The organism is Myroides pelagicus, from assembly GCF_009711055.1.
Taxonomy (GTDB): domain Bacteria; phylum Bacteroidota; class Bacteroidia; order Flavobacteriales; family Flavobacteriaceae; genus Flavobacterium; species Flavobacterium pelagicum.
Genome location: NZ_WMJY01000006.1, coordinates 65,497 through 78,340, shown reverse-complemented (window position 1 = coordinate 78,340; position 12,844 = coordinate 65,497). Strand labels below are relative to the sequence as shown.

The following is a 12,844-nucleotide window of genomic DNA, read 5'->3' as shown; positions in this document are numbered from 1 at the left end:
CGCATTTCATTTGATAATAAAGAAATAATATTAGTAAATTTAAGAGCTTAAAATTTTTATTTGAAATGACGAAAGAAGACTCGAACTTAGAACGCATAAAATATGCTCCTTATAGAGAAAGAATTATCACTGCAGAACAAGCTGCAAGTTTAATACATGACCAAGCAGTTGTAGGAGCAAGCGGTTTTACCAAAGCAGGAGACAGCAAATCAGTTTTACCAGCATTTGCCCAACGTGCAGCTGAAGAAAATGTAGCCATAACCTTAATCACTGGAGCCTCACTAGGACAAACAACAGATGCTGACTTAGCTACGAATAATGCACTTATCCGCCGTATGCCTTTTCAGGCTGATGCTGTTTTAAGAAAAACAATCAACAGCGGCCAAGTAAAATATATCGATCAACACCTTAGTGAAACAATCGAACAACTACAAGAAAAACATATTCCACAAGTAGAAGTTGCCATTATAGAAGCTACTTATATCAATGAAGAAGGATACATCATCCCTACCACTTCTATAGGTAACTCAGCCTACTTCGCTAGTGTGGCAGAAAAAATAATCATTGAAATCAATACCGCTATCCCATTGAGCATAGAAGGTATTCACGACAATAGCACCCCTGAGAAACAACCAAGACGCGAGATCATTCCTATCCACACGGTTCACGATAAAATAGGAGAGCCTTTTATTCGCCTTAACCCAGACAATGTAGTAGGTGTAGTATTTTCAAGTATTGAAGACACTCCTGCCCTGCTTCCAGAACCTGACCACAAAACTTCAGCGATATCACAGCACTTACTTGCTTTCTTTGAAGAAGAAGTGAAAAAAGGAAAGTTGACAAACTCATTGCTTCCACTACAAGCAGGTATTGGTAAAGTAGCCAATGCTGTATTGACAGGGTTTAAGCATGGACCATTTGAAAACCTAACCATGTACTCAGAAGTCCTTCAAGACAGCACCTTTGACTTAATAGATTCAGGAAAAATGACTTTTGCATCAGGTTCGTCAATTACTGTAACTGAAGAATGCTATGAACGCCTGATTAAAAACTTTGATCAATACAAAGACAAATTAGTCCTAAGACCTCAAAACATTAGTAATGCTCCTGAAGTAATCCGTCGATTAGGTATCATAGCCATCAATACTGCTATTGAATTTGATATCTACGGAAACGTAAATTCAACACATATCGGAGGAAATAAAATGATGAATGGTATCGGAGGATCTGGTGATTTTGCAAGAAATGCCTATTTGAGTATATTTGTAACACAAGCAGCATCAAAAGAAAACAATGTGATTTCACACGTACTACCGATGGTATCCCATGTCGATCACACAGAACACGATGTAGATATCTTAGTCACTGATATAGGATTAGCAGACTTGCGTGGACTATCCCCAAGAGAAAGAGCTGAGGTGATCATCGAAAACTGTGCACACCCAGACTATAGAGATGAGCTAAGAGACTACTATACTCGTGCATTAAACGAAGCTGGAGGACACACTCCTCATATCTTAGAGGAAGCTTTTAAGTTTCACATCAGATTTAAAAATACAGGCTCAATGAAAAAAGCTTAAAACCATACTAAAACTCTGCATTGCATGCAGAGTTTTTTTGTTTTACAAACTATCTTGATTACACCCATTTTTAAATGTCCATTTTTAGTATCTTAGCCCTAAAATCGACAAACCAAAAAGATGAAAAAAGTCAAAATAATAGGTGTACCAGAACACTTCAACCTACCCTGGCAACTATGTATCGAGAATGGAGAATTTCAAGAAAGAGGAATAGACGTTAGCTGGACAGATATCCCTGAAGGAACTGGAAAAATGTGTGAGCTTCTTCGCAACAAAGAAACAGACCTCGCCGTTATACTTACCGAAGGCATTATCAAAGACATAGCAAAAGGCAATCCTTCAACCCTAATACAAGAATATGTAAGCTCACCTTTGGTTTGGGGAATACACGTGGCACAAGATAGTCCAATTCAATCCTTAGAAGAATTAGCTAACAAGCGAATTGCTATTAGCCGATACGGCTCAGGGTCACATCTTATGGCAATTGTACATGCCAAAAAAATGAATTGGAATACAGAAGAATTAAACTTCGTAGTTGTTAATACATTAGAAGGAGCTATCGAAGCCTTGCAAAATAACGAAGCTGACTACTTTATGTGGGAAAAATTCATGACTCAACCCATTGTAGATCAACAAATATTCAGACGAATAGGAGAGTTCCCTACCCCATGGCCATCATTCGTAATCGCAGGTACTAATGAGTTTTGCTCAGCTAATGAGGCTTTAATTGACAATCTATTAGAAGTCATAAATACGACAACCTCTGAGTTCAAAATAATACCGAGCATAGATCGCACACTAGCAACTAAGTATCATCAAAAGCTAGAAGATATTCAGACATGGTTGAGTCAAACACAGTGGTCACAAAGACAATTGAAGCAAAAACATTTTGATGCTGTTGTAAACGAATTAACAGCTCTGAAGCAGATTGATTCAATGCCAACCTATAAAGAGACTGTACGCTAAAGAATAAATAGCCTGAGCTAAAACAGATGACGACAGAGCAACAGAAAAAGAAAAAATGGTACAATTATGTAAGTATCCCAAAACCTTGGGATACCATCATTATACTCGTATTAAGCACCTTAATTACGATACCAATCTTTATTGTTGCGCATCAAAACCTGATAGACCCTCATTGGTCTTATCAATTAGACAGAGTACTGTTATTCATTGCGATAATGACTCTTGTTTTCTTTATTTTATACAAACTAAAGACTTTACTAACTATTGTCCTTATTTTTTATGTCATCACATTATCTTGGGCAACATTCATGGGAGGATATGGTTACTATGAAGTATACGATGACTATCGTGTCATGATATACAGCATGGCTGACACGCCAACGCCACAAGATATTATCATCTCGAAACTACTCCCCTTTCCCAATAAAGGAAAAATAACCAAGGCAATAGAATATGACAAGCCAAAGGTACGCAACTTTGCACTTCTCGCTACAACAAAACACTTTACAACAACCAAAGGCTATTATGAAAACCGTAAGCTCATCCAGTCCTTGGCAATCTTTAAAGAAATACGAACCCGCTGGAATTATGTCAATGACCCAAAAGGAAGAGAATATATAGCTACCGCTTCAGAATCACTTATTCACTTTTCAGGAGATTGTGATGACTACTCAGTATTAATGGCAGCAAGCATAAGAGCTATTGGTGGTACGCCAAGACTGATACACACCAAAGAACATATGTATCCCGAAATGCTCATCGAAAACAAAGCCCAACTCGAACAAGCAATTTATTTGATTAAAGAAGTCTTGTTTAAAGAGGAAAGTCGCGGAAAAGAAATACACTATCACATCGATGAGAGAGGAGCCATTTGGCTCAATTTAGACTATACCGCTCGATACCCTGGTGGGCCATTCATGTCAGAAGAGATATTAGGACAACTAACTTTAAATTAATATACAAATGATACAAAACATCACTCCGTTATTAGCTGGAAGCCTATTAGGAGGACTAGCAGTCATATTAGGAGCATTTGGAGCTCATGCCTTAAAAAAAAGAATGAATCCCGATTCATTAGCTAGCTTCGAAACAGGCGTAAAATACCAAATGTATCACGCGATACTTCTTATAGCACTTAGCTTTTTGCCAAAAGAAGATATCTTAACTAACGCAATAAATATACTTATCCTAGGAACCATCTTGTTTTCATTCAGCATCTATGGATTAACCCTAAGTGGAACCTTTGGCAAGAAAATAAGAATACTAGGCCCCATCACACCTATAGGAGGACTTTGTTTGGTCATTGGATGGTTTATCCTATTTTACTATAGTTTAACACTCTAAATAATTAAATTAATAAACAAATGTTACGGTATTACTAATTGAATTTAGACACTATTGACAAGAATATTACAATTTTATCTATATTTGTGATTATTCGACTAAAAAACACATCCAATGAGAAAAGTATTAAGTGTAGTTGCATTAGCGACACTATTGACCGCATGTGAAGAAAAAGGCTATGAAATTAATGGTCAAGTTTCCGACATAGAAAACGGTACTACGGTATATCTTGAAAAGTTAAATATCGACAACAATCAGTTTATCGCTATAGACTCTACAACCATTAAGGATAATACCTTCAAATTCAAAGGGCAACCAACTAATAGAACTGAACAATCTTTTATTCACTTTAAAGGAGAAACAGGAAGAGTCCCTTTTATCCTAGAAGACAGTAAAATCACTGTAGAATACACAAAAGATAAAAGCCTTGTCAGCGGAGGTAAATACAATAAGCAGTATTACAGCTTTATTGCAAAGAAAGAAGAATTGACCAAGCCTATTGTTGACTTTAGAACTCAAAACCAAGAGAAATACAAAGAAGCACAAGAAAAAAAAGATACTGCAACAATGGAAAGTATCAAAGCAGAGGATAAAAAGTTATCCGAAGCTTATGGAGAATGGATGGATAACTATCTAGACACAGAGCTATCCTCAATTGCAACTTTAATCACTTATAATGAATACGCGCGCGCAGGCTATTTAGGAAAAGATGAGTTACAGCCAATTTTTGATTCGTTCTCTGATGATATTAAAAAAACTACAATAGGCCAATCGCTACAAGAATTTATTTCAAAGATGCCAGAGCCAGCTGTAAAAATTGGCCAAAAGGCACCTAACTTTAAAGCACTTACCCCTGAAGGAAAAGAGCTTTCACTAGAAGAAGTATTAGGAAAAGTAACTTTAATTGATTTCTGGGCTTCGTGGTGTAGACCTTGTCGCATCGAAAATCCTAATGTGGTAAAGCTGTACAATGAATATCACGACAAAGGATTAAACATCATTGGTGTATCGTTAGATTCTGAAAGAGAAAATTGGTTAGAAGCGATAGAAAAAGACGAGCTTACATGGAATCACATCTCAAACTTAGAGTCGTGGAAAGACCCAATTGCAAAAGAATATGAAGTACGCGGAATACCAGCAACATTCTTACTAGACGAGAATGGAGTTGTTATCGCAAAGAATCTACGAGGAAAAAAATTAAGAGCTAAAGTAGCCGAGATCTTAAAATAAACATATCATATACAAAAAGACTTTACATCTGTAAAGTCTTTTTTATTTTACTTAACTTGCTTACTAATAACAAAAGTACTATTTGTGATTTAGTACACTAAAACAAAAGATATGTCACACTACAGACTTCTCATACTACTTCTAGGACTACCATTTCTTTTTAGCTTTGGGTCAAAGCAAAAAAAGTACACTATTCACGGAAATACACAGCAACAAGAAGACGGTACATTAATTTACTTATACCTATTAGATCCAATAGACAACACATTCGTAAAGAAAGACTCTACTACAATCCACAATAACACTTATACCTTCAAAGGAAGCATTTTAAACAACTCCTACGCCCTTTTAAGCAATAAGACAATAGAAGATTACTTTATACTCGAAAACGGTGTTATAAACGCAAAAAACACCTCAATAGACAACAACACTTCTAGCATAACTGGAACTATTAATAACGACGCTTTAAACACATTCACAAAACAAGTCACTGAAGTACAAGAAGAACTAAAGAAGTTTAAAACTGACAACCAACCACTACTAGAACAAGCTATAGAAGCTAAAAATGGCCAACTAATAGACTCTATATCTACTGCTTTTAACAATAAGCTAAAGCAACTAACAGAGACCATTTTAAAGCAAACGCTAAATACCCCTAATAGTTTTGTGAGCATGATTGTGATTTACCAAAGACTCACAAATAACAATATCTCAAGAGAAGAAGCGTATGCTAATTACCACTCACTAAGTCCTGAGTTAAAAAACACGAATATTGGACAAGCCATCGGTATGTTAATAGATAAATTAAGCAATACTAAACTCAGTATCGGAGACAAAGCACCAAATTTCGAAATAAAAGACCTTTCAGGCAACACCTTTAAACTATATGACAACCTCAATAAAAGCAAAGTAACTATCCTGCACTTCTGGGCGCCTTGGTGTCCTTCTTGTGAAGAAAGACTTCCAACAATCAAAGCCACAAGAAAACAATATTCACTGAAAGATGTACAAATAATCAGTATAGCACTCGATGAAGACAATGAAGAACTAAGGAAGACGATAGTCACTGAAGATTTAAACTGGACACATATTGCTAGTATTAACTCACTACAACAGCTATATGATGTCAAGACTATTCCAACCATCTTTATACTAGATCAAACAGGAATAATACAAGACATAAAACATCTAGAACCAGACACTACATCCGTCATACAGGATATTCTACAAAACTAAACCTGTCTTTTAATAGGTTTTCTCATCTATATACTACAGGATATATCAAATAACTTCTTAAAAAACTACGCTTATAACAATACAGCATTAGCAGTACGTTAAATCCTAAGCCCTACTGTTAGATATAGTCTATCTTTGCTTATCTTTTTTTTGAAAAAAGTATATCTTTATGTAACGTTACTTCAACTAATGCGACATATCAGATATGAACAAACACTTGGAAACAGAATTTATTAATTTATTGGACAAGCATCAAAACCTTATCCATAAAGTATGTCGGCTATATACAAATGATGAGGCCGCGCATAAAGATTTGTTCCAAGAAATATCAATTCAACTATGGAATGCTTACCCCAAGTTCAGAGGTGACGCTAAGTTTACAACATGGGCATACAGAATTGGGCTAAACACAGCAATATCACTATATAGAAAGAAAACAAAAGACATTCCTACAACATCAATTGACTTTAGTATTCATCGATTTGAATACACAGAATACAACAATGAAGAGGAACAACAACTCAAGCTGATGTACCAAGCTCTACAACAGCTCAACGACATTGAAAAAGCACTCGTTTTTTTGTATTTAGAAGATAAAAATTATCAAGAAATAGCAGAAACTCTAGGTATCTCAGAAGTAAATGCAAGAGTTAAAATGAATCGTATCAAAACGAAGTTAAAACAAATTTTAAATCCATAGTAATTAAGAAAGGCATATGAAGGAGTTAGATTTACTTAAGAAACACTGGAACGAACAAAAAGACTTCCCTAAAGTTTCAAAGAACGAAATAAACAAGATGATTCACAAGAAGTCATCATCTATTGTTAAATGGATTTTCATTATAAGCGTTATAGAATTCTTAATACTCAATCTTGTGAGCTACTTTTACTCATTTAAAGAAGAGGAATTAATACTAAAAGGGAAGCCTATATCTTTTATCGTTGAAAACATAGACTATCTATCAGCAGCTATTTCAGTATTTTTTATTATTCTGTTCTATTTAAACTATAAGAAAATAAGCGTTGCAGACTCTACTAAAAAACTCATCGTCCAAATATTAAAAACAAAGAAAACAGTAAATTACTACATCTATACAAATCTGGTAGCTTTGGCTATTGTGTTAATTGCCGTTGCTCTAAGTATAATACCATGGGATAGCAACGAGTTAAATATCAGCCATACCCTTGTAATTATTGGTGCTATCATCATATTATTATTAATTTTTGTAGCAATTATATGGCTATATTACAAAGTAGTTTACGGATTATTAATTAAAAAATTAATGAAGAATTATAAAGAATTAGAAAAAATAGACACAGACATATAACTATGATATATTTTGACTAACTTAGATCAAAATAAGGATCATTTATATTTATGACTATTACTCAATTGATATACACTCTAGCTGTAGCTGAGCATAGAAACTTCACTCTTGCCGCAGAAAAAACATTTGTCACACAACCTACTTTAAGCATGCAAATACAAAAGCTTGAAGAGGAATTAGGTGTACAAATATTTGATCGTAGCAGTAAGCCTATTCAACTTACCACCATTGGACAAACAATCATCAAACAAGCACAAAAAATTGTAGATGAATCGGACCGTATCAAGGATATAGTAGACCAAGAAAAAGGATATATCGGTGGTGTATTTAAGCTAGGAATAATATCAACAATATCACCTACCCTTCTCCCCATGTTTCTAAAAACTTTCCTCAGTAAATACACTAAGGTACAGTTAATTATTGAAGAGTATACTACAGAAGAAATTCTACAAAAACTAAGGCATGGTTATTTAGATGCTGCCATTCTAGCCACACCTTTAGAAGAACCAGACATCGTAGAAAAAATATTGTACTACGAACCATTTGTAGGATACATCCCTCCTCAATTCAAACAAGGAAACAGTAAAGAAATTACTAGTGACGAACTAGATCTAAAGAACCTTCTCCTACTACAAGAAGGACACTGTTTTAGAGATGGTATAATCAATATCTGTAAGAATATTAATAATAATGAGGAAAGAAGTTTTAAACTAGAGAGTGGAAGTTTTGAAACCTTAATAAATTTATCTAAAGAAGGTCTAGGATACACCCTACTTCCCTACCTACATACATTAAACTTAGGAGCAGATGATCAAAAAAATCTAGTTCAATTTAAAGACCCTAAACCAGCAAGAGAAGTTAGTTTAATCTACACAAAAAATGAATTAAAAGTACAAATCGTCAATGCTTTATATGAAGTTATTTTAAGTGTCATCAGAGGAGCTATAACCTTTCAAGACGTTAAAATTATCAGTCCGAAAAAAACAAAATAACTACACACTATCAACAATAAAAAAGGGAATACAATATATTGTACTCCCTTTTTTATTGTTGATAAGATACTTATTCAATAATCTTATTTTTGATCTTCTTTATCTTTAATCACCAATCTAAACCCTTCACCATGGATATTTAGAATCTCAACATTTTCATCTAATTTAAGATACTTTCTCAACTTAGCGATATAAACATCCATACTACGCGAAGTAAAGTAGTTATCATCTCTCCAAATCTTAGTTAAAGCTACCTCACGAGGCATTAAATCATTCTCGTAAATCGCTAGCATTTTTAATAACTCATTCTCTTTCGGAGATAACTTGATAGGCTCATCGTTTTCAAAAGTTAAGAATCTCAACTTAGAGTTTAAATGGAATTTACCTATTTGGAATTCAAACTTAGTATTATCTGTTTTAACTTCAGATGATTTTCTATGGATAATAGCTTTAATCTTCATTAATAAAACCTCTGAGTCAAAAGGCTTGTTTAGATAATCGTCAGCTCCAACTTTATATCCTTTTAACACATCTTCCTTCATAGATTTAGCGGTTAAAAAGATAATTGGAATTTCCTTATTTTTATCGCGGATCTCCTTGGCTAGAGTAAACCCATCTTTATAAGGCATCATAACATCTAAAATACAAAGGTTAAAAGTATCTCTCTTGAACTTTTCAAAACCTTCCATCCCATTCTTTGCTAATGTCACCTCGAAATCATTAATGGCTAAATAATCTTTCAAGATTGCTCCAAAGTTAGGATCATCTTCTACTAATAAAATCTTTTTGTTGTTTGTTGTTTCCATATTATATATAATTAATTTATTAATGGCATTTTAATGATAAAGGTACTTCCTTTACCTTTTTCACTCTCCACGTATACTTGTGCATTGTGAACCTCTACAATTTGTTGAACATAGGCTAATCCTAATCCATGCCCCTTCACATTGTGCAAATCACCCGTATGTTCACGATAAAAACGATCAAATATACGCTTCTGTGCATTCTTACTCATACCGACACCTTGATCTTGAACTTTAATCAATATAAAGTCTCTATAGTTCTCTGTGTATACATCAATAATAGGTCTATCCTTAGAATACTTAATCGCATTGTCTAATATATTCACCATTACACTTGTAAAGTGAAAATCATTACCTAATACATCTGTACGAGTAGCATCAAGATGTAAGTTAACTTCACCCCCTCTGTCCTGAATAATCAAAGCTACGTGATCAACCGCATTCTCGATTATCTCATGAACATCCATTCTCTGTTTGTCGATATCATAATCGCGCTTCTCTAATTTAGAGATACGCAATACATTCTCTACTTGAGCATGCATACGCTTATTCTCGTCTCTGATCATTTTTAGGTATCTTTCAACCTTCTCTGCGTCAGATATAACTTTAGGGTTTTTAATTGCATCTAACGCTAAATTAATAGTCGCTATTGGCGTTTTAAACTCATGAGTCATATTATTGATAAAGTCAGTTTTAATCTCTGAAATCTGTTTTTGGCGAATCAACTGATCTATTGCACTCAGATAAGCAGCTATTATCACTATCGTAAACAAGATTGACAAGAACGTAATTCCAATTAGAGACGAAAACAAATACTTACTTTTCTCCGGAAAAGTTAGGTACAATTGATACTTGCTCTTTCCATTGTTGTCAGTCAAAATTGGACCACCATAAGTAGACCCTTCTTCGTAAACAAATTCATTAGACTTTATCTTTGTCGCCAACCCTCTGTTGTAAACCCCAAATTCAAACTTAGCGTTTACACCATATTGTTTTAACTCCTTACGCAATAACTCTTGCAATGCTTCTTTTGAAATTCGTTCATCAATACTGCGCAACGCTACAATATCTTTGAAGTAAATCTCAAACTGAGCCTTATCCAACAGATCAAGACCTCCTGTTTGCTCTATAACCTCATCTGGGTAGTTTTGGTTCAAACTCCCCTTCTCTAAGGTATTACCTCTATATATCTCCGTCTTGCGCTTTGAGATAAAGTTTTTAACCTTTACCGTATCAGAAGCTTTTTTATCAAAGAGCGAACTTTTTATATTATAATCCTCTGCAATTAAATAATTCGAATAAAATATCTCCTCATTTGTCGAAGGATCTCTTTCTACAATCAAGTATTGCTTTAACTCACTTTGTTTTGGAGCTGTACCTATACTGTCTTTTAATTGATTGTAAAATTTATAGAACTCTGTCGCTTCATTCTGCTGCATTGTATTCGCAACATTTCCTATCACCTGTTGAACATGATATTTAAACTGCTCATCATTGTTTCTATATGAACTTACAATCCAATATAATTGAACAATTATTATTCCTATTAGAGAAAAACTCATAATAGCTACCAATAATCGAAAGCTAAACTTACTCATCAATTTTCAAAATTAACATTAAAACATTTATCAATAATATCGATTAACATAAAATTAACTAATTAAATTAAACTATTTTTAAAATTAATATCATTTACAATATCAATTACTTGTTTTTTAGTCAAATCCCTATCAATATTCTCAATAATATAATCACTTAATGGTTTTTTTCTCATGTCATTCCATTGATTATTTATAATCTGTCGAATATTATATTCTGATACGTTATCCCTATGTTTGACACGATCTATTCTTATTTGCTCAGGAGCGGTTACTAATATTGTATAATCACACTCCTTATCCAAACCTTGTTCAAATAAAATTGCTGATTCCTTAATTACAAATCCTGCTTCTGCATGTTCCTGCTTGAACCTTTCAAAATCTGCTTTTACTTCGGGGTGCACTATTTGATTTAGTCTTTCTAATCGTTCCTTATCGGCAAAGACTAACGTTCTAATCTTTTTCCTATCCAATTTACCTTCTACCACAACTGACTCCTCAAACAACTCACTTACTCGCTTCACGATATCTGATCTATCCATTACCTCTCTTGCTCGTTCATCAGCTATATAAATAGGCACTCCCTGCTCGGCAAACATCTTTGCTACAGTAGTCTTTCCACTTCCGATTCCTCCTGTAAGACCAACTATCTTCATATTTTTTCTTATTACTTAAAAAACATCTCAGGCATTGCCTCTTCAGGTTTTCTATTTAATACAAATATATTATATACTGATTTAACAAAACCCGCACCATAACCAAAAAATTGTATAAAAACTGCTAAAATTGACAAAAAACTTATTCTTAGACTCTTTTCTTTAACATAGCTCATCACAAAAACAGCTGTAAAATAAAGAAAATAAAGAATGTTTAACATAAAAAAGCCAAAAAATGTCATTACTAAAGACAAAAATAAGCCAAAAACAAACATACTAGGTAACCAATACGTGATTTTACTGTATTTCGGATAGCGTTTATTTAATATTGGACGTGCTTTTCCAAACTTATTTACTTGCACATAGAACTTATTCCAATCAATTCTTCTCTTGTGATACACATACGCTTCAGGAAACAGTTGCGTATCAAAGCCTAACTCCCATAAACGAATCGTTAAATCAGGATCTTCTCCCGGGTGTATCTTCCCAAAACCTTCTGATTCATCAAAGGCTTTTTTTGAGATCCCCATATTAAAACTCCTTGGTTGAAACTTTCCTACGCGCTCTCCCCCTCCTCGTATTCCTCCAGTAGTCAAAAAAGATGTCATAGCAAAGTTAATCGCCTTCTGAATTGAGGTAAAATTCGCTAATGCTGCATCAGGCCCTCCAAAACAGTCCACATAGCCAGCCTGTAAATATGCATCTACTTTACTTAAATATTGTTCTGGAATAATACAATCTGAATCTAGTATAATAAAATAATCTCCCTTAGCTCTTTCCATTCCGTAATTACGACTATCCCCTGGCCCTGAATTAGCCTTATAGTAATAACTAATTGTCAATTGGTCCTCATACTGAGCTATAATCTCACGAGAATCTATTGTAGAACCATCTTCTACGACCACCACCTCAAAATCTTCTTTATATGTTTGCTTCGTTAAACTAGTTAATAGCTCTGCAATCTCATCTGGTCGATTATACAGTGGAATTATAAATGAATAATACATTTGCTAATATTTACATAATAGGATAACAAAAGTATCGTTAAGTATTGTAATACGAAAATTCATTGTTATATTTATCAGTGTTAGTGATTCAATTCCTATTGAAT

At 34.0% G+C, this 12,844-nt stretch carries 13 protein-coding genes; 9 read left to right on the top strand and 4 right to left on the bottom strand.

Going from position 1 to position 12,844, the window contains the following annotated elements:
* Positions 1-65 precede the first annotated feature (65 nt).
* The 9 genes from GJV77_RS04240 to GJV77_RS04200 all read left to right on the top strand — a co-directional run bounded on the left by GJV77_RS04240 (position 66) and on the right by GJV77_RS04200 (position 8,676).
* Positions 66-1,580, top strand: a complete 1,515-nt coding sequence (locus tag GJV77_RS04240) for a succinate CoA transferase (RefSeq protein ID WP_155035108.1) — start codon at positions 66-68, stop codon at positions 1,578-1,580.
* Positions 1,581-1,700: 120 nt separating this feature from the next.
* Positions 1,701-2,546, top strand: a complete 846-nt coding sequence (locus tag GJV77_RS04235; protein ID WP_155035107.1) for a substrate-binding domain-containing protein — start codon at positions 1,701-1,703, stop codon at positions 2,544-2,546.
* 26 nt (positions 2,547-2,572) lie between these two features.
* Positions 2,573-3,502 (top strand): transglutaminase, encoded by a 930-nt coding sequence (locus tag GJV77_RS04230; protein ID WP_155035106.1) that lies wholly within the window; start codon positions 2,573-2,575, stop codon positions 3,500-3,502.
* 7 nt (positions 3,503-3,509) lie between these two features.
* Complete coding sequence (locus GJV77_RS04225) at positions 3,510-3,890, top strand: DUF423 domain-containing protein (RefSeq protein ID WP_155035105.1); 381 nt, start codon at positions 3,510-3,512, stop codon at positions 3,888-3,890.
* Positions 3,891-4,004: 114 nt separating this feature from the next.
* Complete coding sequence (locus GJV77_RS04220) at positions 4,005-5,120, top strand: TlpA disulfide reductase family protein (protein WP_155035104.1); 1,116 nt, start codon at positions 4,005-4,007, stop codon at positions 5,118-5,120.
* Between the two features lie 111 nt (positions 5,121-5,231).
* Positions 5,232-6,356, top strand: coding sequence for a redoxin domain-containing protein (locus GJV77_RS04215; protein ID WP_155035103.1), 1,125 nt, complete (start codon positions 5,232-5,234; stop codon positions 6,354-6,356).
* Positions 6,357-6,561: 205 nt separating this feature from the next.
* Positions 6,562-7,056: an RNA polymerase sigma factor gene (locus GJV77_RS04210; RefSeq protein WP_155035102.1), complete on the top strand. Its 495-nt coding sequence runs from the start codon at positions 6,562-6,564 to the stop codon at positions 7,054-7,056.
* Between the two features lie 16 nt (positions 7,057-7,072).
* Positions 7,073-7,684 (top strand): hypothetical protein, encoded by a 612-nt coding sequence (locus GJV77_RS04205; RefSeq protein WP_155035101.1) that lies wholly within the window; start codon positions 7,073-7,075, stop codon positions 7,682-7,684.
* Between the two features lie 50 nt (positions 7,685-7,734).
* A complete protein-coding gene (locus GJV77_RS04200) occupies positions 7,735-8,676 on the top strand; it encodes a LysR family transcriptional regulator (protein ID WP_155035100.1) in 942 nt (313 codons plus the stop codon).
* Between the two features lie 83 nt (positions 8,677-8,759).
* On the opposite strand, the gene GJV77_RS04195 is transcribed toward GJV77_RS04200, so the two are convergent.
* The 4 genes from GJV77_RS04195 to GJV77_RS04180 all read right to left on the bottom strand — a co-directional run bounded on the left by GJV77_RS04195 (position 8,760) and on the right by GJV77_RS04180 (position 12,740).
* Positions 8,760-9,482 carry a response regulator transcription factor gene (locus GJV77_RS04195; RefSeq protein WP_155035099.1) on the bottom strand — a complete coding sequence of 241 codons (723 nt, stop codon included), beginning with the start codon at positions 9,480-9,482 and terminating at the stop codon, positions 8,760-8,762.
* An 11-nt stretch (positions 9,483-9,493) separates the two neighbouring features.
* Positions 9,494-11,077 (bottom strand): sensor histidine kinase, encoded by a 1,584-nt coding sequence (locus GJV77_RS04190; RefSeq protein WP_155035098.1) that lies wholly within the window; start codon positions 11,075-11,077, stop codon positions 9,494-9,496.
* A 62-nt stretch (positions 11,078-11,139) separates the two neighbouring features.
* Entirely contained in the window at positions 11,140-11,733 is a 594-nt protein-coding gene (gene coaE / locus GJV77_RS04185; protein ID WP_155035097.1) for a dephospho-CoA kinase, read from the bottom strand.
* 11 nt (positions 11,734-11,744) lie between these two features.
* The gene (locus GJV77_RS04180; RefSeq protein WP_155035096.1) at positions 11,745-12,740 is read right to left on the bottom strand and encodes a glycosyltransferase; all 996 of its coding nucleotides are present in this window, start codon (positions 12,738-12,740) and stop codon (positions 11,745-11,747) included.
* Between the last annotated feature and the right edge of the window lie 104 nt (positions 12,741-12,844).

Excerpts from the sequence above, each read along its gene's own strand:
- GJV77_RS04240 (WP_155035108.1), top strand. The coding sequence starts at position 66 with ATGACGAAAGAAGACTCGAACTTAGAACGCATAAAATATGCTCCTTAT.
- GJV77_RS04235 (WP_155035107.1), top strand. The coding sequence starts at position 1,701 with ATGAAAAAAGTCAAAATAATAGGTGTACCAGAACACTTCAACCTACCC.
- GJV77_RS04230 (WP_155035106.1), top strand. The coding sequence starts at position 2,573 with ATGACGACAGAGCAACAGAAAAAGAAAAAATGGTACAATTATGTAAGT.
- GJV77_RS04225 (WP_155035105.1), top strand. The coding sequence starts at position 3,510 with ATGATACAAAACATCACTCCGTTATTAGCTGGAAGCCTATTAGGAGGA.
- GJV77_RS04220 (WP_155035104.1), top strand. The coding sequence starts at position 4,005 with ATGAGAAAAGTATTAAGTGTAGTTGCATTAGCGACACTATTGACCGCA.
- GJV77_RS04215 (WP_155035103.1), top strand. The coding sequence starts at position 5,232 with ATGTCACACTACAGACTTCTCATACTACTTCTAGGACTACCATTTCTT.
- GJV77_RS04210 (WP_155035102.1), top strand. The coding sequence starts at position 6,562 with ATGAACAAACACTTGGAAACAGAATTTATTAATTTATTGGACAAGCAT.
- GJV77_RS04205 (WP_155035101.1), top strand. The coding sequence starts at position 7,073 with ATGAAGGAGTTAGATTTACTTAAGAAACACTGGAACGAACAAAAAGAC.
- GJV77_RS04200 (WP_155035100.1), top strand. The coding sequence starts at position 7,735 with ATGACTATTACTCAATTGATATACACTCTAGCTGTAGCTGAGCATAGA.
- GJV77_RS04195 (WP_155035099.1), bottom strand. The coding sequence starts at position 9,482 with ATGGAAACAACAAACAACAAAAAGATTTTATTAGTAGAAGATGATCCT.
- GJV77_RS04190 (WP_155035098.1), bottom strand. The coding sequence starts at position 11,077 with ATGAGTAAGTTTAGCTTTCGATTATTGGTAGCTATTATGAGTTTTTCT.
- coaE (WP_155035097.1), bottom strand. The coding sequence starts at position 11,733 with ATGAAGATAGTTGGTCTTACAGGAGGAATCGGAAGTGGAAAGACTACT.
- GJV77_RS04180 (WP_155035096.1), bottom strand. The coding sequence starts at position 12,740 with ATGTATTATTCATTTATAATTCCACTGTATAATCGACCAGATGAGATT.